Origin of the sequence: Streptomyces sp. NPDC051976 (assembly GCF_040680795.1) — a bacterium.
In the GTDB taxonomy this organism is placed as follows: domain Bacteria; phylum Actinomycetota; class Actinomycetes; order Streptomycetales; family Streptomycetaceae; genus Actinacidiphila.
The window spans coordinates 83,823-102,536 of sequence record NZ_JBFAXL010000019.1 but is presented as its reverse complement, the minus strand read 5'-3'; the positions used below and the strand labels follow the sequence as shown (position 1 = coordinate 102,536).

The following is an 18,714-nucleotide window of genomic DNA, read 5'->3' as shown; positions in this document are numbered from 1 at the left end:
GCGGGGCTGCTCCGGTCCGGATCACACGCCGCGCTTGCGTCCGACGTAGGCGATGCGCAGGGTGCGCTCCTCGTGGATCAGCCGGAAGTGCATACGGCCCGGTTTCGGCAGGAACTCGCAGTGCCAGTCGAACAAACGGCTCTCACCGTCGTCGTCCTCGAACCAGCAGTCGCGCCTACGGGACTCGAACTCGGTCCGCACGTAGGAACGCCACAGGGGTGCGATGGGTCGCAACTCCGGGTCCCAGTCGCTGACCGCGTCCTGCAACTCGCCGAGCCGTTCGCCCACTGGGCGCACCCACACCTCGGGCAGTGCGGTGAAGTGCTCTTCGGACAGCCGCGTGAACTGTAGCAGCGGGAAGAGGTTCGCGCGTAGGCTCCACAGCTCAGCGCCGGATCGCAGACGCTCTACGGCTTGCTGCCGGCCGGCGTCCGTACCACGTCTGATCCACGGCAGGTGCGTATCGACGTGCTCGCGGGTGGCGGCGTGCATGACCTCGACCGCGGTGCATGCGGAAGCACCCTCCGGGTCCTCCAGCAACTCCTCCCGTTCGAGGGCCAGCCGGTCCAGGTCCCAGCACGGCTTCAGTGGCAGGGAGACGCCAATGCCGCCCATCAGGTGCGCGGCGCCCAGCCCGACCACGGAGTCGCCCTCGTGGCGGTAGTCGACCTCGGAGTAGGTCTCGCCGTCGGGGTAGACGGCCGCGTGCGGGTACTTGGTCTGCATGACCAGTAGCCGCTTCCACAGGTCCCTGGCCGCCGGGGTGCCGATCCACCTGCCGATGGGGTGGCCCTGGGCCAGATGTAACGCGGTGATGGGCTCCTGAGCCACGAGCACGGTGCCGGACCGGTCCACCCTCGCGACGGCGACGACGGCCCTGGCGAGCTCGGTCATGGCACGGTTGACCCGCTCCGGATCGGCGCTCGTCTCGCAGGACTTCTCGTTCAGGAACAGCTGCGGCACGTCTCCCCCTCCGCGATGGTGTGCGCCTCGCCCTGCCTCCCCAGGCAGGCCGGTAATGTCAGCCGATGAGCTGGTCGAGCGTGTTTTCCAGCTCGTCGAAGAACCCGGAAGGCCACTGGTCGAGCATGCCGTCCGCGTCGATCCGCGGCGTGACGACTTCCGTCCCGGTGCCGTCGCCGCGGAAGTAGTGGAACACCGCTTGCTCGGGAGTGAGGCGCCCCTGCTTCACTGCGAGCCGAACGCCGTTGATCACGTGGTCGCTGTGCGTCTCCATGATGACCTGGGCGCCCTGCGCGGCAGCAGCCGCGGCCAGCGCGGCCATCTGCGTCTGGCCTTGCGGATGCAGGTGCGCCTCCGGGTTCTCAAGCAGGACAAGGGAGCCGGGGCGGGCTGTCAGGCAGGCCACGACGACCGGTAGAACGTAGGTGAGACCGAAGCCGACGTGACTGGGGCGGCGGCGCCGGGTGGCGCCGAGAGTGCCCTGGAAGCCGTACGAGAGGCGTACGGCGTCGGTGCCCTCGATCGCCACTGCCTCGATGTCCACTCCAGGGCACAGATCGCCCATCCAGGCAGCGGTCTGGTCGAGCAGGAGATCGGACGAGGCACGCGGATGACGCATCGGGCCCGCGGGGATCGTCGTGCCTCTTTCGGCGTGATGTCGGAGGAAGTTGACGGTATGCTCTCCGCGCACACCGAGGAAGCCCCGGCCGATAGCCGCCTGGTGGTCACGCGGGTAGAACTCGGCGGGCGAGATGCGGTCCGCGTGCAAGTACTGGAAGTGCTGGGGATCGGTGAGGAAGGACGGGGCCAAGGATTCAGGTCCAGCTGGTCGGTGACTGCCCTCCGAGGAGAACGGCAGGTCCACGGTCATCAACGGCAGCAAGTTCTGCTCGGCCTCGTACCTCACGTTCCAGCGGTAGTGGTACGGTCCCTCGTCAATGGCGAGGCCGATCTGCGGCTCGTCCTCGGCGAAGTCCTCATGCAGGACGTCCTCTCCCGTTCCCAAGCCGACGAGTTCGCCGTTGAGTAGGAAACCCTGGTCGGGAACGCGGATCACCCCAGACTGTCGCGCCCTAGACAAATAGTCCGAGACTTCGAGATCCCCCGCCTCATACGACTGCCGCAGCAGCGCAAGGGCCTGGAGCACGCTGCTCTTGCCGGACGAGTTGAGTCCGGTGAGGAGGGTAAGCGGGCCTAGCGGTAAAGACGCTTCGCGGAACGCCTTGAAGTTGCGCAGCGTCAGACGGTCGATCACTGCTCTGCTACCCCCCGGAACAACCGTGCCATGTACTGGAATCGCGTACGGACCTTCGCTGGGTCGCCCGTGCCGATAGAGATCGACCGGTCGAAGTCCCAGTCCTGCTGCAGTTCACCGAACCGGTCAAGCAAGATGTCCTGAGACGCTATCAGCCTGCCAATCTCCTCGGGGTCAAGTAGCGCGAGATTGACGGCGATCGTCTCGAACAGCGCCTTGTTGATGGGAGAACGGCCCGGCCCATCACGCCGCTTCCGGAAGGCTTGCTTACCGAAGAGGAAGCTCGCGCAGCCCATGGCCAGCCGGAACTCATGGATCAGCTGCTTCCGCTGCTCCTCGTCGAGCGCGTTAACCCGGTACATCGCTGCGGTGAGGAAGCTGGCAAAGTCCTTCTCTGCGTACTCGGTCGGGTTGGTCAGCCGGAAGGCGAGGAAGCGCAGCACGAGCTCCCGATCGGCCATCCGCTCGCTGGACACACTCCATTGGGTAGCCAGGCCGAAAGACGGGTCTTCGGCCAAGTCTGCGAGGAACGCTCGGACCGGCCCGGCCACCAGCGCGTGCCGCAGCTCCTGCGCCGTTAGCGGTACACCGCCGGTGTTGATCCGGGAGAACACGTTGTACTTGACGCTCTCCGGGGTGCCCTGCTCGATGATGTGGACCGTGAGCTGAGACTCCCGCAGCCTGATCTTCATCCGTCCGGCCAGGTCCTGGTAGGTGCTGCCGTTGGACCCCCACAGGTAGTCCAGACCCCGGAGGGCCAGCGGACCGAGGCCGGTGAGGCCGGGCTCCATGAAGCGGGCGATGGCGGTGAGCCGCTGCACACCGTCCACCACTGCCCACCTGTCGTCGTCCATCTGGGCCATGTGGAAGTTGGAGATCGGGATACGCAGCAGCAGCGACTCGATGAGCCGACTCTGCCTGACATCATCCCAGACCCCCACCCGGCGCTGGAAGTCCGGCTTCAGGTCGATCATTTCCTCCCGCAACCGGGAGAGCAGCAGGTCCACGGTGGTGGTCTCCGTGTGGATCCTGATCTCCTCGGGCCGGAACGGAGCGCCATCGACGTCGTCGGGGGGGTCTCCCTGATCATCCTCGTCGTCGGAGGGCAACTCCAACTCCACGCCGGTCGGCCGGCCGTCGGGGCCGATCTCCAGCGGCACCCCCAGCGAGAACGGATCGTGCTCCTCCCCGACGTCCTCCGGCGTGGCGTACCCCCGGGCCCCCGGCGGTTCGCGCCGCCCGGCACCCGGGCTGCCGCTCTCCGCATCCGCCATGTCGCCCGTCGCCCTCCGTCGCCGCCCGATGCTCTGCCCCACCAGCGTATAGAGGGGGTCGCACCCTGTCAGGGAGGCGGCGCCCGGGCTGGTGGCGTTCACCGCTCCTTGGCTGAGGCGTCTTGGAGGCGCGCGGAGAAGTAGGCGTGGGCCTCGCGCATCTCCTTCTCACGGTCGGCCTTGAAGAAGGGGGCGATGTAGCCCTCGGGGGGGTCAGTGCGCTGCTTGCTCTGGTAGGCGAGGAGGTGTTCGTAGTGGTCTTTGGTCTGGCCGAAACCGTACGTGTAGCGATCGCCGGCGATCTTGCGTTCGCTCGCGTCGAACCACGTCACGGCGTCGAAGTCCTGCATGATCGGGAAGCGGGACTTGTACATGGCGACGAGGGCGTCCGCGCTCACACCGAGCCAGACGGCGACCAAGGAGTCGATTTCCACGAGGGCGGCTCGTCGCGCTCGCTCGGTCCGCAGCGGGGTTGCCCGGTCCCATGTGGGCCCGACCTCGTGGAGAGGCCGCAGGTCCGGCCATTCCACCGCCCACGGTTCGTAGCCTGCCCACGTGGGCTCGTATAGCTCTTCCCACAGCTCGGCGTAGGCGGAGGTCAAGCAGTTGAGCCGCAACGTGCGCAGAAGGAGGGCCGAGGCAAGCGGGTTGTCGACCGTGGGCGCGGGCAGACGCTTGGCGGGGGTCACATCGAGATTTCTCACGCGGACTGTGCGAAGCAAATAGTCCACTGGGAGGGACGCCCAGAACCCAGCCAGCAGCGCTGTACTGCGATTGTTGGGCAAAGCTGCGCTGCGCAGCGCATCGACGTGCGCGGCCCCAGGGGGCAACAAGGCTGTGTAGAGCGCCCTTTCCGTATCGGGTGCGATCATCTTGCGCCACGCCACCCGGTAGAACTCCGTGAACGGTCGCCGTAGCCGCCGCAGCAACTCCGCCTCCACCTGCTCTTCTGTGACGTGGGCGGGCGTCAGGCCGAACCGTCCAGCGGCAACTGTTCGCGCTCGCGCCACCTCGCGCTCCGACGCCTTGAGCTGGCCCAGCGTCCTGCCGTCGCTCCACTTGTCCTGCTCGGCCCGGTAAACGTTGGGCTCCGCGACGTACACGTACTCGGACTCCGGCACTGCGTCGTCTGCCAGCGTCATTGGGTTGAGTCCCAGGACCTCGCCAGCGCCTTGGCTGGGCTGTTTGAACATCGGGTTGGCCAGGCCGATCTGCGGGCCCTTGAGGATCACCTCCGACCAGTCGGCGGGCCTCCAGGTCACGCCCATGTCGTCCGGCTTGTTGTAGCCGATGAGGTCGTCATCCTTCGCGGTCTTCTCGTTGTACCCGCTGCTGATCTGTGGCTCATACACCCCGAGCCGTAGCGGGTACTCTGCAAGCGCCTCGATCGCCTGCGCCTCGGCCGTACTCACTGGGGACAGCAACCGGGCCTGGCGTACGGGCTGTGTCTCGTCGCCCGTGAGCTTCTGCCACCGGGACAGCGTCGCCTCGTCCACACGCACGATCCGCTTGTGGTGCGGTCGCTCGTCCCAACTGTCGCCGTAGCGGACGCCCGGGTCGGGGGCCGTTCCGTCGTCGTCCTCCGACAGGCGCAAGGCGTCCACCGAGAAGAGCCAGGACAGATGGTCGAAGCCGATCTCGCCAGGCTGACCGTAGACGTGCACACCGAAGTGGCTGGACCTGCCGACAGGGGGCGGGAAGAACCTGTTGCCTGAGTTCACGAAGTCGCCGTGGATGCGCAGTCGAGCGTACGCGGCCTCGCGTAGCCGCCCTTCCTTGTCGCCACTGAAGTGTGTGTCTGGGTGGACCAGGCCGATCGTGCCGTGCTCGGCCATGTGCTCCCAGGTCCGGCACATGAACGCGCGGTAGAGGTCCGGGCGTGTCCCCGAGATCAGCGGATACGTCGCAGAGCTGCCCAGAATCTCAGCCACGCAAGTCGTCGTCGTCATGTCGCGCAGATACTGCGTGCGGTCGACAGCGTTCGCCACAATCGCGCCTTTGCGTTCCTTCCGCGCGGTGGCTTGCGGCTTTTCCTCCAGCTGGAACCACGGGTCGAACTCCGCCAACGCCACGCTCTCGTTCCAGTCCGGCCGCACCCACGGCGGGTTCCCCACCTGGAGGTCGAAGCCGCCCGACCGGCTGCGGAAGACGTGCGCGAAGTGCAGCTCCCAGTGGAAGAAGCCGTGGCCATCTTCCGCCTTTATGTCCCGCTCCGTCGAGCCGGCGATCGCCTCCACCGTGTCCAGCCACGGGTGACGGAACGGCAGCAGTGCGGCCGGCTGCATGCCGAGGAAGCCCTCCAATCGGTCCTCCACGTCGGCCAGCAGGTCAAGCGCTTCCTCCGGGGGAAGGTTGTCGATGCCGGAGAGCAGGGAGTCCGCGGGCATGTCCACCTTGCCCAGGACGGCTTCCAGGAAGTCCAGCCAGTCGCCGAAGCTCTGGAGCGGGATCGTCCTCCGCTCCAGCGGGCGCGACGAGGGTCGACGGCGCCCGGCCTCCGGCTCGTCGGGCGTGTCCAGCTCCTGCTGCTCGCCGTCCGGGTCGTCGAAGAGGCCGGCGACCCGCCACCGCTGGTCGCCCACAGCGGGGGCGGGCGGGGGCGGCGGCACGTCAGCGATGGCCACGGAGCCCGCCTCGTACGCCGGGGCCGTGCCGTCGAGTTCGGCCACTTTGTCCAGCGGCCAGAACCACAGCGCGCACCACGCGTCCATCACCGTTTTGAGGCGCCAGTACGGCGTGCCGAGGCGGGTCAGGCGGTCGAGCACCTCCTGCCTGTCCTCGGCCTCTTCGGACTGCTCCAGCCAGTCCGCGCCCCATACGTCAATGCGGCGGGCGACCACCTGCTCGGAGAGTTCGAGGCGGGTGGCAACGAGGGACCACAGGAACTCCACCCGCCTGGCCACGCCCTGCAGGCGGTGCAGCTCCGTCTTGGCGGCGGACCGGTGCCACCGGTCGTAACGCTTCTGCCGCGCCTCCGCCTGCTCGTCGCCGCGCTCCTGGAACGGCTTCGGGCCCGTCGGCGGCTTCTGGACGCGCTTGCGCCACGCGCCGAGGGCCTTGGCCATGTCTGGTGCGAGCTTCTTCGCCTCCGGTTCGCCGGCGACCGCGCCCCAGCCGATCGCGGGCAGCAGGAACTGGTGCACGGCGCCCTCGGGGAGCGGGCCGGCGCGGAAGGGGAGGTCAGTCGGCGGCAGGGTGTTCGTCCTCGCCAGCCATCCGCCGCCGGTCAGGGCGTCGGCGCGGTAGACCTTGCGGGCGGCGCCAATGAGGGAGTTGCCGCGGCGCAGGTGGAGGCCGAACCAGGGGGCGCGCATGCCGGGGTGCATGGAGTTGAGCCAGAGAGATACCTCCGCCAGCTCCACCGCGGTGGCATTGAGGTCGACGCCGTACGCGTTGTGCAGGGCGATGTACGCCTTGGCCTTCTGTAGCTCGACCTGTCGCAGTTCGGGGTCCACCCGGCGGCCCAGTTCGCGTTCACGGCGCCGTAGGTACTCGGCGGCGACCTGGTCGATGGCCTCGTTGAGGAACGCGCCGGAGCCGAGGGCGGGTTCGCAGATCTTCCACTCCAGGAGCTCCCTAGCGGCGGTGCCGGTGCCGTCCTGGTCGAGCCGGTGCTTGAGGGCGAGTTCTACGGTGACCTCGGTGAGGGACTTCGGGGTGTAGTAGGACGCCGACGTCTGCCGGTCGCGGCCAGCCAGTCGGTAGACGAAGGTGCCCTCGGGGTGGACGACCCGTTCGCGGCGGCCGGTCTCCGGGTCGGTCCGCTGGACGAAGACCTCGTCCGGGTAGTCCTGGACACGGGAGGCGGGGATGGTCCAGCTGCCGCCAGAGGGGTCACCGCCCTTGGCGACCTCGTAGAGGTCCTCCTTGGCGAGGGAGCCGGTGTAGGACATCAGGCCCTCGTACACCGCGCCGAGCTGGTTAATGCCGAGTTGGGCGTACGAGATGAATCCGCCGCGCTCGCGGCCGCGTGCCTGGGTGAGCATCAGTCGGCGCAGCACCTTGTGCAGGGTCTCGTTGCGCAGCCGGGTGTCGAGGTAGGGGAGGCGCCGCTCGCCCTCGCCGCCTTCGTACGCTGGGTTCTCGATCTGGTCGTCCGAGATGAGGCGGACGGTTTCCTTGGTGAAGAGCTCGGAGCGCAGTGCCTCGAAGCGCAGTCCCTCGCTGGTGCTGCGGGCGGCGGCGCGGCGGGCGCGGTCGGCCTCACGGATGCGCTCGGTGTACTCAGCCTGCGTGATGGTGCCGGCGGCGAGCAACTCCGCGGCCTCGTGTTCGGCCGCGGCGGCGGCGCGGGCGGCGGCTTCGGCGGCAAGGTCCTCGGGTTCCGTGCCGTAGCGGCGGTGGCCCTTCTCGACCTTCTCGAAGAGCAGGTCGAGCGATTCGTAGAGGTGGAAGCCGCGCCGAGAGCGCTCGCCGACGAGGTCGCGCAGGACGAGGTCGCCGAGCCGCTGGAGGCCGTAGCCCTGCTGGTACTCGGGGTAGTCGGCGGGGAGGATCCCCAAGGCGGGGCTGGCCTCCGCGTACAGCAGGAAGAGGATGCGGTAGAGGTAGCGCAGCGCCTCGCGGCTGAGTTCCTTGGCGAGACGGGCGGGGTCGTCGAGGTCGGCGGGCGCGATGCCGTTCTCCGGGTCGCGTAGGCGCTCCAGGACTGCGTTGGCGATCCACTCGACGCTCAGCCGCAGGCCCTCACGCAGCTCGGTGGAGACGCCGACGGCGTGCTTGCCGGACTTGTCGACGAATCCGGCGAGTGGGGCCGTACCGCCTTCGGCGGGGACGCGCAGCGCGTCGGCGCCGAACAGCGCTGCCAGCGTGTCGAGTTCGCCGCCGTGCCGGTCGTCGCGCCGGTTGAGGGCGGCGTCGAGTGCGGCGGCGAGGTAGCGGCCTTCGGGCCAGGCGAGGCGGTCTGCGAGGACGATGACGCCGCCGACGAGGAGGAGGACGTAACGCGGCGGGGTGTCGCAGGCGAAGAGGAAGTCGGTAAGGGCCTTGGCGTCTTCCAGGGGCGCCGACGCCTCCAGGCTCACGGGGTGCAGCAGTCGGCCGGCGTCGTCCGGGTCGAGGGCAGCGTCGGGCCCGGTGGTCCAGCCGCAGGAGACGGCGTACAGACCGGGCTCCGCGTGGGCGACCTGGACTGTGTACGCGCGGTCGGCGCGGTGGAGGGTGACGCTCTGCTCGTGGGCGGCGGTGTAGCCGAGGGCGTGCAGGGTGTCGAGGTGGAGTTCGGTGACACGCTTGCGCCACCCGGCGGGGGCACTCGCACCGGGTTGGGCGAGCCGTTCGGCGTCCTGAGCGAGGGTGGCGCGGCCGGCGAAGTAGGGGCCGCTCAGGGCGCGCAGGCCCTCGCGGGGGGTACGGGCACGGGGGGGCACGGTGTCCGCGCCGAGCCCCTGCCGCTTCGCCTCGGCGACGGCGTCGGCGTACCGGCGGCGCTCCGCTTCCTCGAGAGCGGCCCAGCGGGCGAGGAGGCCGTCCTTGGCCTTGAGGTCCTTGGGGAGGATCTCGGCGAGGTAGTGGGCGGAGAGGTAGTCGCCATAGTTGACCAGCGAGTCGTACGTCACGTCAGTTCTCCCGCTGGGCGTCGGGGGTGGTCGCCGGGGCGGCCGCGGGACGGTCCAGGACGGCCAGGACGCGCAGCAGCGGGCGACCGGTTGTCCTCAGCTGATCCAACAGCCGGGCCAGTTCGTCGGCAGTCTCCTCGACGAGGCGTTCCCGCCGACCGCTGATGCCGGGCAGAAGGGAGTCGGTACGCCACTGCGCGACCCTGGCGCGGTAGGCGGCGAGCGGTTCGCTGATCCGCTCTTCCCACTGGGCCCTTCCCGCGTCCAGGTGGCCGCGGGCTGCCGCGACGGCGGCCGGGACGAGGGCCTGGAGTCCGTCGAGGTCGCGCGGCCCTCCGGTGCGGGCGAGCCGCGGGCCGACCTTCGCGTCCCGCAACGCGTCGGCCATGGACCGCACCTCGGGCGACCCGGCGTCGAGCCCGCTCACGGCCATCCAGCGCACCACGGTGGGACGGCCCAGCGCGTTTGAGTGGATGCCCTGCACGAGGAACACCGGCCCGTCCACGTGCGGGGTGGTGATGACCGGGGCCTGCTGCGCGTCGAACGCCACGAGGACCTTGTCCGTCAGCCACTCCACCACCGGGTGGATGTCGGTGAGGAAGGAGACCTCCGGCCAAATGGTGGTGCTGCTCTCCCTGGCCTCGGTGAGCTTCCGCTGGGCGAGGGCCCGGTCGAAGGTGACCAGCATCCGCTCGCCGACGCGCTGCTCCTTGAGGTAGCCAGGCGGCAGGGCCTTGAGGCGGTGCAGCAGGTCGGGGGCCTTGGCCGGGGAGAGCGAGAAGTACGTGCCGCCCTTGGCGTCGGTGCCGGTCGCCAGGCCGATCAGGTCCTCAGCCCGCTCCTTGTAGACCTCGTCGAGCGCCGTGGCGACGAACGCGGCTGTATCGCCTTCGAAGAGGGAAATCAGTTCGGCGCGGGCGGGCAGTTCCGTCTCGGTGATGGTGTCGACCTGACCGAACAGGTCGGCGAGGGTAGTGTCGTCGTCCTGCCCTTCAGCCAGGAAGTCCTCGACGGTGCCGCCCGCGACCAGCTCCATGATCAGCCGGCGCTCCTCCTCCTCGGCCCGGTAGCAGCCGGTCACCGCCTCGGCTGTACCGTCCAACTTGTGCGCCTCCTCCTCGCGGCGCAGCAGCTTTTCGGCGACGGTGCGGTCGTCCTTGGCGCCGGGGACGGCCGAGGTAAGGATCAGGGCACGGAACTGCGGCTGGTGTTTCTGCCCATAGCGGTCGATGCGGCCGTTGCGCTGCTCGATTCGGATCAGCGACCACGGAATGTCGTAGTGGATGAGGTGGTGGCATTGCCGGTGCAGGTTGACGCCTTCAGAAGCGACGTCCCCGGTGAACAGCAGCCGGACCGGGGTGTCGGCGAGGCCGAACGACTCCAGTACTTTCGCCTGCTCGTCGTCGCTGAGGCCGCCGTGCATCACGGCCACGGCCTTCGCCTCCCCGTCGGCGCCGACGGGGAAGCCCAGCCGAGCAGGCACGACCTTGGCGAGCCATGTGAGGGTACGGACCCGCTCGGAGAAGACCACGGCACGGACGGTGGATCCGGGGCCCACCCCGATCTGCGTCAACTGGGCGACCAGCGCGTCGAGTTTGGCGGAGTCGCCGGGGGCGGTGCCGTCGCCCATACCGGCGATGATCTCCCGCAGCCGGCTGAGCGCTGCCTGCTCATGAGTGATGGCCGAGCCGGCCGCGAGGCCCTTCTCCTCCGCCTTGCGGACCCGCTCGCCCAGCCTGGCGATGCGGTTATCGACGGTTTCCCGGAGGGCGGTGTGAGAAGAGAGGAACGTCTTGAGTAGGTTGTAGGCGAAGATCTGCTCGCTGGCAACGGAACTCCGGTCCTGGTCGGCTGTGCCGAAATCCGCACCCGCGGGCACGGGCAACCAGTGCTCCGTCAGCTCGGCGAAGACCCGTTCCTCCGCCTCGGTGGCCGCGCAGTGCAGGGACACGGTGGGGCCGCGGTCAGGCCACTCCGTGCCCATCTCGTCCCGCACCTCCGGGCTGATCTTGGTCCGCCTGATATAGAGGTGGCCCAGGTCTTCTGCTGGGTCGTAGTGCTCGCGGTCGGCGATGGCAGCCGGGTCGAGCAGCGAGATCAGGTCGGCGAAGGAGCGCTTGTCACCGTTGTGCGGGGTCGCGCTGGCGAGCAGCAGGGCGTCCGTGCGCGGCGCGAGGGTCTCAGCGAGGGCGCGGCGCTGGCTGCCGGGGTTGATCAGGTTGTGGGATTCGTCGATGACGACGGCGTCCCAGCGGATGCGCTCCAGGTGGTGCCGGTACTGGCCGATGTTCTTGAGGGTGTCGACCGAGATGATCACCCGCTTGTAGTGCGTGAACGGGTTCCGGCCAGCCGGGATCTCGCGCTGGATGCGCTGGATACCGAGCGAGTCGAGCCGTACGAGCGGGATCGAGAAGCGGGTCCACAACTCGTGCTGGAACTGCTCCAGGATGCTCTGCGGGGTCACGACCAGGATGCGCTCGCCGCGCCCGCGGCGGATGAGCTCCGCGAGGGTCAGGCCGATCTCCAGTGTCTTGCCGAGCCCCACGACGTCGGCGATGAGCACCCGAGGGCGGAGGTTGCGCATGGACAGCGCTAGCCCGGCGGGACGCTGCTGATAACCGAGCGGGTCGAGCAGGAAGCGGTCGGTGAGCGCGAGGCCGCGCTCCGACTGGGGGAGCGGGGTCTTGCGCAGGACCGCTTCGAGGAAGAGGCGGCTGCGCCGGAAGTACGACGAGGTGTCGGCGACCAGTTCGGTCTTCTCCGGGTCGAGCAATTCCACGGAGTCGATCTTGCTGAAGAAGACCGCCTCCTCGTCCCGGACGAACTCGGAGACGCCGACCGCTTCGATCCGCTCCCCGTCGTAGTCGGTCGTGGTGGTGTTCCGGACCAGCCACTCCTCGTCCCGTACGAGGATCTGCGCCCCCGGTGGGAAGCGGGTCCCGTCCTGCGCCACCCCCTGATCGCTCACCTGCGGCTCCTTCTGCTGCCCCGTTCGCCCCGTGTGTCCACGACCGCCAAGTCTGTCACGGCGGCCGGGGCGTCGAGCGCGCTTCAGCGTGGGCGAGCGCGCAGCTCAGAAACGTGCCCCGCGGGCGTATCCGGCGCGGATGCGCTCGGCAATCTGCAGCGGCGCGGTGGGGCGTACGCCGGTGGGCCTGCCGACGCCGCGGCTCGCGTCGGGCGTGGGCTCGTCGGGCTCGGGCTGCGACGCGGGGGCCTGCTCGTCGTCCTCTTCCGCCGCGACGTCGAGCACTGCCGGGGTGTACGGAGCGACGGTGTCCGTTCCAGCCGAGAGCTCCGCGGGCAGCTGGGGCAGAGCAATCTCGGGTGTCCGGTCGGTAAGCCGCCGCTTGGCCTGGAAGGCGGTCAGGCCCTGGCCGCGGATGACCCGGACGAGCCGCTCGGTGACCTCGGGCAGCGTCGGCCGCGCCCCGGGGTCCGCGGCGAGCATCTCCGTGACCAGCGGTCGGAGTTCGGGTGGCAGGCCGGTGAGGTCGGGCGGCACCGTCGGATCCTCGATGTTGAGCGCGACGGCCTGCCAGGTCCGTCCCTCGTATGGGTAATGGCCGGTTGCGGCGAACAGCAGCACCGCGCCCAGGCCGTAGACGTCGGCGGACCTGTCCAGCCTGTGCCCGCCCCGGGCCTGCTCCGGCGGCATGCACAGCACGCTCCCGACGACGAAGCCGGTCGCCGTCAGGGCTGTCCGGCGTTCCGCGAGCACGGCGAGGCCGAAGTCGATCACTTTCGGGCCGTACGCGGCCAGAAGGATGTTCTGCGGCTTCAGATCACGGTGCAGGAGCCCCGCGTCGTGGATCGTGCCGAGCCCCTCCGCCAGCAACGCGCCGAGGCTCGCGGTCTCGACGAGCGGCAGCGGGCCGTAGTCGGCGACGAAGCTGCGCAGGTCCGGCCCGTTGACGTACTCCACGGCGAGCCACGGCGGGTCAGCGTCCGCATCCGCCCCGACGAAGGCCGCCACGAACGGTCCGTAGACGGTGCGCAGGCTCTCCACTTCGCTCCGGAAGCGCAGACGGGTGTCCTCGTCGAGGATTGAGGGCTTGATGACCTTCACCGCGGCTTGGTGCCCGGCCGGCGACTCGCCGAGAAACACTTGGCCCATTCCGCCGTCGCCGATCCTGCATACCAGCGCATAGCCTCCGATCGCCGTCGGATCGGCGTCTCTCAGTGGTTCCAAGGCATCACGCTTCCTACTCGAACGCCAGGTAGCGCCTCCCCGATTCCTGGTGCGGCCGCAGCGACCTTCCGGAGATCCTCGCCCGTCAGGTAGCGGTAGCTCTGCGGGGGGTGGAAAGCACCGGCGGTCCGGAGCGCGGCCAACGGCACCGGGGAGTCGAAGGCGATGGGCTCTTCGAGACATAGGCCGCTGGCCCTGGTCGCTCCGCTCATGTACTCGTCGTACTCGCGCCGGCTGATCCCTGCGCTCGTACGGCTGGCCGACCACACCTCGCCCGGGGACGCCACCTGCACGGAGGCGATCCGTGCAATGCCCACGATGGCCATCGTGGGCGCTGTCGCGTAGAGGAGCACCGGAGTTCCCGGCGGAGCAGCGACACGTTGCCGGCGCACCTCGACCCTCTTGGTGCCGGCGAGGATCGCCGTGGCGAACCGTGGGTGGACGGACAACAACATCACGCGCTCCGGATCGCTCACGTCTTTCGGTGCCCCTCTTCGTACACAGCCTGGAACAGCGCGTTGCTGATCTTCGACAGCGTGATCAGCGACAACGGTAGCCGTAGCCCCTCGGCGAGCGCGGCCAAACGCGCATGCGTCACCTGTGCCGGAAAGATCTCCGTGTCCGAAAACCTCAACGCCATGACCTTGTTGGTCGGCTGGGCCTGGGCCCGTACCTCGGCAAGACCATATACGCCCAAGTGTTCGAATCGCGAGAAGAGGGCGTCGGGATCACCGACAACCACGTCGTCCAGCCGGGAGCAGCCGATCACCATCTTGCCCTGCTGCCCGGCGTTCCCCTCACTGACGTACCAGAGGATCCGACCGGGGACCGACTCTCCGCGGTGGCCGGCGGACCGGTAGTAGACGTGCTCACGGCTGATCCCGAGCACGTCATCTCGCGGCAGGAGCATGGCGGGCACGTTGAAGAGCTCCGCGGAGTAGCGGGGCTTTACCGGCGCGATGAAGGAAGGCAGGGCCGTGTCGATGAGTTTCGCGGGCCACCACACTCGTTCCGCCACGCTCACGATCTCGGGGGATGCCCGGGCATCCAGACGCGGTGTTGTGCGCCCAGTTCGTGCCGCGATCCGTCCTGCCGTTTCGGAAACTACTTCGGCCGGTCCGCACATGTCGACGACGAGTGCCGTGAAGCCGTTCCCGTCGTCGACGAATCCGTCGGCGCCCGCAGCAGACCTTGCAGCCGGCGAGAGGTGAGGATCGGCGATACGGACCACTTGAGCGCCCCGCTCCCGCCCCAACCGCTTGAGCATGAAGAGCAGCTGCCGGGCGAGCGTCTCCTCCAGCCGGTGTGCCGCCGTCCGTAAGAAGGCGACGTGCAGCGTGCGCCCGTCCATGGCCCAGGCGTACAGCGCCACTGGGTGTCCGCTGTCATCCCGCAGCAACTCCCTGTGCCACAGCACCCCGTCGGAGTCGAGGGCCGCTAACCGCGCGGCGAACGCGGTACCACTGTCGCCGTCGGCCTGCTGGAAGAAGGCGACCAACTCTCCTTCACCGCCGGAGGCGACCTCCTCAACCGAGAACGCGGTGCCCAGGAGATCCGCCGGGCGGTAGACCTGGGCTTGGCGGAGTTCATCAACATGCAGTGTCACCAAAGCCGGGGAGACCACCCGGACTCCGGCGACATCCCAGACGAGGTCGGTCAGTCGCTCCAGCTCGGGATCACGCGTGGCCAGGACCTGCAACCCCGCGCACGCCGTCTCGGCCACGTATCGCAACCGGCGGCGCAGTTCCACGTCGATCGGCACATCCGCCAGCCGCTCGCTCACCGCCGCGACCAGCTCTTGCTGGCGAGCGGAGACCGAAGTCTTGTCCGGAGACGCAGAGCGGAGTCGGGACAGACCGGCTCGCTGATGGGTCCGCGCCTCCCGGTCCTCGATCTCCCTGATGTCTAACAGCAGTTGAGGCGTGTAGGCGAGTTCGATCAGGTCCGCGAGCCAACCGGCCTCCAGAGCCCGTGATTCTTCGACGTCCTGCTCGGTACCCGCGCCCTGAAGCCCGGAGAAGACGCTGTGGTCGACTGCCACCACCAGCAACGCGTCGCTTTGCGCTTCGGTGAACAGGTCGTCGTGGCCGAGATCGAGCCACCACGTGTCGAGGGTTTCCTTGTCGCCACCGCGCCCCAGCCCCTCGCCCTTCGGAACGAAGCCGAGGCTGCTCCACATGGGACTCAGCCCGTAGTCCCGTCGACATCTCGCCCGGATACCGAGACGGTGCGATTGCCGACGGCGCAGCTCCGCAATCAGAAGAGCCGCGATCCCGTTGCCCCGACGTTCCTCCGCTACACAGAGGTGCGCGAGACGCACGTACTGGTTGCGCTTGGGTAAGCCGAAGAGCGCGTACCCGACGATCTCGTCCTCGTCCAGTGCCACCAGCAACCCGCCGTCATCTGCGTACTTTTGGTAGGCGGGTGGCGTGAGCAGGCCGAGCCGTTTCGTGTAGCGGTCACCAAGGGCGATGGCTGCAGCGAGTAGTTCCGGCTGCTCCCCTGTCACTGGCAGCACGTTGATCGCCATGCGCCCCTCCGAACTCGGCATAGTCCGACAGATCCAACTCTGAGCGCATACTGCCGAACCTGGGCGACACCGGCCACCGCTTGATCGCATCTGACCTGTTTAGATCGAATGGCACCCAAGTCACACCAGCGCATTCGAAATGCCATCGCCCCGTCGGCGATCGCGGCTACGGTTAGCGCGTCGTTTACAAGGAGGGGAAAGTGCCGGGGCTCAGGTGGCAGGTCGTGGCCGAGGGCCTCGAACGCAAGTGTGCGACGCCGACGAGCGAGCAGATCAGCGTCGCCCGTGGGCTGGGTATCGACCTGGGGCGTACCACTCCCGCGCCGGTCGCCGCCGCCGAGCTGCGTGTCCTGCTGCGCATCCCTTTGGAGCTCGCGCTCGCAAGGGATTTCGGCGACGAAGAGTACGAAGTCCTCCTCGAATTGGCGGCCCGCACCGACTTCGAGGTTCCCCGCATGGACGAGCTCGAGTGCCGAGAGGTGCTCAACGCCTGGCTGCGCGTCGCCCGTGACCGCGAGTCCGCGACTGCCCTGCGCAGGCTGGAGCCCGCGGTCGAGGACGTTGTTGCCGCGCACGATCGGCGCAGGGGGCCGGATCTGTACGGCGAGATTTCATCAATCGGAGCCAACGGCCGTCTGCATTTTCGGGGCGGCCACGGGCTCGGGACCGCCCCACACCGGGTCACCCGCATCACCCGCCCCGGCGAGGACGGCTATCTCGACCGGCTCCGCATGGCCAGGGAATACGCCGCTGCGGTCCAGAGCAACCCGGCCCGGATCACCCGAGCCGAGGAGGCGCAGCTGGCCCGCTGGCGAATCAACTTCCCAGCGACCCCTGCGGCAATCGAGGCCCTGCGGAACGCACTAGAGACAGCCGACGACGAAGCCGCGATGCAGCGACTCCTGGAGAAGCACCCGGCGCTACTGGCCGGCACCGTAGTGGGCACCCACGACACCTGGGTCCGGCCTCAGGTCCAGCTCGGAAACCACTACATGGCTGACTTCATGATTGCCGGTCAGACTTCCCTAGGACTTCGGTGGACCCTGGTCGAGCTGGAGAGCCCGGTCAGTCGCCTGACCAACCCCGGCAACAGGCGGCCGACGGCCACCCTGCGGCACGCGGTCGACCAAATCGAGGACTGGCGCAGGTGGCTTTCCAACAACCTGCACTACGCCCGCTCCGCACGCGGCGCCGACGGACTGGGCCTGCCGGGTATCACTGCCGAGGTCCCCGGCTTGATCATCATGGCCCGGGAGGACGCCAACGACGCGGCCGCTGACATCCGGGAACTCCAGACCCGGCGCTCACACATCGAGGTACGCACCTACGACTGGCTGATGCGCATCAACGAGGCCCCCGACCCCCTGCGCCGAGACGCCCCCGACCAGAGCCTTCGCATCGCTTGAAACCGGCCGCCGCCTCGAACCCGGGGATGCGGCAGGAATCGTGGGCGCGTCGCTGCCCCACACGATCAGATTGCCAAACTTCAGTTCACTGGGAGAAAATTGGGAGACAATCATGTAAAAACCGCCTCCCGAGGCCCACTCAGACCAACCCCCACCCACCCCCTGACCTGCAGTTTCCCGATCTCCGCAGGTCAGCGGACAGGCTCCGCCTCATTAGGGACGAAGAGGCCGTGGGTTCAAAATCTCACCCAGGTCGGCCGGTCCTGATGCGTTCCCTGCGAGCGTTTGAGGTACTTCGTACGCTTGGGCCGGGCATCAGCGGGGTGGAACTCCGTCGTGATGGCGAGGCGCTGTGGGTCACGGTGGACCGGCGGCGGCCTGTGGCCAGGACAGTGCGACTCTCCGCCGCGGCCGATCGATGTCGCTGACGATGACCTCGACCTCGTCGCCGACCTGGACCGGGCCGTCCGGGGAGTGCGGTGGCGCGCCGTCGGGGTCCTCGCGCTGGTGGAGCAGTCCCTCGATCCCGTGGGCCACCTCCACGAAGATGCCGAACGGGACGAGCCTGGTGACCCTTCCCCGGAGTCCTTGGCCTACGGCGGTGGCTTCGGCGAACGCCATGAGGGGGTCGGGTTGCATGGCTTTCAGGGAGAGGCGGGCCTCGCCGTTCCACGTGTCGAACTGGAGGAATTCGCATGCGACGTGCTGGCCGACTTGGACGACGTCCGTCGCCGTGTCGAAGTGCGCCCAGGACAACTCCGCGTATGAGATGAAGCCGACGCCGGGGAAGATCGGGTGATCGGGGGCCTCGTCGAGCGCCACGAACACGCCGAACCGCTCGATTGACGCGATGGTTCCCGTCAAGGTCTCACCCTGCCGCCGTCCCTTCAAGAAGGCCCAGAGTTCGGGGTTCTCGGTGGCCGTCATCGCCAGTCGCGCGCGGCACGCCTCCAGGTCGATGCTGATCACTTCGGCGGTGATCCGCTGCCCGGCCTCCGGGGGTGCGACTGCCGATGACCGCCCCCAGGACCGGTCGGAGGAGAAGATCCTGCCGAGCGCGCGAGCGGGGAATCCGTCGAGGATCACGGACACCTCGTGCCGTCGCGTGAAGTCGCTCACCGTCCCGCTGCAGATGTCCCCGACGCCGAGCGTTGAGAGGAACTCCCTTGCCGCCGCCTCATCGTCCGCGGATCCGTTCATGGCGATCAGCTTCCCACGGCTGCTGCGCGTCCGGCAGATGCCAGGGCAGTGCAGGTGAGCGCAGGCGCAGCGCCTCCCAAATGCGTGAGCGATGCGTAAGCGGACGTGCCAGCATTCGGCATTCACCGCCGGACCACGTGGCAACGGGAAACCCGCTGACCTGCGGGTTTCGGAAATCCCGTCACCCGCCATCACCCGCCAGCACGCTCCGAGCAGACCGTGGAACTCGCCCGGAGCCGGGAGCTGCTGGTGGTTCATGCGGAGCCGCTTCTCGGCATCGGGGTGGCGGCTGACACCGGACGGGGGGACAAGTGCCAGCCGCCGGTCTGGTTGCCC

Annotated in this window: 10 protein-coding genes; 1 reads left to right on the top strand and 9 read right to left on the bottom strand. The window is 68.6% G+C overall.

The annotated features are described in order from the left end of the window. Nucleotides 1-21: 21 nt before the first annotated feature. The 8 genes from AB0M29_RS20400 to AB0M29_RS20365 all read right to left on the bottom strand — a co-directional run bounded on the left by AB0M29_RS20400 (nucleotide 22) and on the right by AB0M29_RS20365 (nucleotide 15,772). Nucleotides 22-963: a hypothetical protein gene (locus AB0M29_RS20400; RefSeq protein ID WP_365384395.1), complete on the bottom strand. Its 942-nt coding sequence runs from the start codon at nucleotides 961-963 to the stop codon at nucleotides 22-24. A gap of 58 nt (nucleotides 964-1,021) precedes the next feature. Next, a complete protein-coding gene (locus AB0M29_RS20395; RefSeq protein WP_365384393.1) occupies nucleotides 1,022-2,218 on the bottom strand; it encodes a DUF3696 domain-containing protein in 1,197 nt (398 codons plus the stop codon). Further along, nucleotides 2,215-3,594: a DUF262 domain-containing protein gene (locus tag AB0M29_RS20390; RefSeq protein WP_365384391.1), complete on the bottom strand. Its 1,380-nt coding sequence runs from the start codon at nucleotides 3,592-3,594 to the stop codon at nucleotides 2,215-2,217. Before AB0M29_RS20390 ends, AB0M29_RS20395 begins: the two co-directional genes overlap by 4 nt. After that, complete coding sequence (locus AB0M29_RS20385; protein WP_365384390.1) at nucleotides 3,591-9,050, bottom strand: hypothetical protein; 5,460 nt, start codon at nucleotides 9,048-9,050, stop codon at nucleotides 3,591-3,593. The genes AB0M29_RS20390 and AB0M29_RS20385 overlap by 4 nt, the downstream gene beginning before the upstream one ends. A gap of 1 nt (nucleotide 9,051) precedes the next feature. After that, nucleotides 9,052-12,018, bottom strand: coding sequence for an SNF2-related protein (locus AB0M29_RS20380; protein WP_365384388.1), 2,967 nt, complete (start codon nucleotides 12,016-12,018; stop codon nucleotides 9,052-9,054). 105 nt (nucleotides 12,019-12,123) lie between these two features. After that, nucleotides 12,124-13,242, bottom strand: coding sequence for a serine/threonine-protein kinase (locus tag AB0M29_RS20375; RefSeq protein ID WP_365384386.1), 1,119 nt, complete (start codon nucleotides 13,240-13,242; stop codon nucleotides 12,124-12,126). Beyond that, nucleotides 13,230-13,718, bottom strand: a complete 489-nt coding sequence (locus AB0M29_RS20370) for an ASCH domain-containing protein (RefSeq protein ID WP_365384384.1) — start codon at nucleotides 13,716-13,718, stop codon at nucleotides 13,230-13,232. The genes AB0M29_RS20375 and AB0M29_RS20370 overlap by 13 nt, the downstream gene beginning before the upstream one ends. Further along, on the bottom strand, nucleotides 13,715-15,772 hold the full coding sequence (locus AB0M29_RS20365; protein ID WP_365384383.1) for a GNAT family N-acetyltransferase: 2,058 nt from the start codon (nucleotides 15,770-15,772) through the stop codon (nucleotides 13,715-13,717). The genes AB0M29_RS20370 and AB0M29_RS20365 overlap by 4 nt, the downstream gene beginning before the upstream one ends. Before the next feature lie 224 nt (nucleotides 15,773-15,996). On the opposite strand from AB0M29_RS20365, the gene AB0M29_RS20360 reads away from it, so the two are divergent. Beyond that, the gene (locus AB0M29_RS20360) at nucleotides 15,997-17,178 is read left to right on the top strand and encodes a Shedu anti-phage system protein SduA domain-containing protein (RefSeq protein ID WP_365384382.1); all 1,182 of its coding nucleotides are present in this window, start codon (nucleotides 15,997-15,999) and stop codon (nucleotides 17,176-17,178) included. Nucleotides 17,179-17,535: 357 nt separating this feature from the next. On the opposite strand, the gene AB0M29_RS20355 is transcribed toward AB0M29_RS20360, so the two are convergent. Beyond that, nucleotides 17,536-18,636, bottom strand: coding sequence for a S1 RNA-binding domain-containing protein (locus AB0M29_RS20355; protein ID WP_365384381.1), 1,101 nt, complete (start codon nucleotides 18,634-18,636; stop codon nucleotides 17,536-17,538). Between the last annotated feature and the right edge of the window lie 78 nt (nucleotides 18,637-18,714).

What these genes read in the sequence shown, in the direction of transcription:
- AB0M29_RS20365 (WP_365384383.1), bottom strand. Translation starts at nt 15,772, where the DNA reads ATGGCGATCAACGTGCTGCCAGTGACAGGGGAGCAGCCGGAACTACTC.
- AB0M29_RS20355 (WP_365384381.1), bottom strand. Translation starts at nt 18,636, where the DNA reads ATGAACCACCAGCAGCTCCCGGCTCCGGGCGAGTTCCACGGTCTGCTC.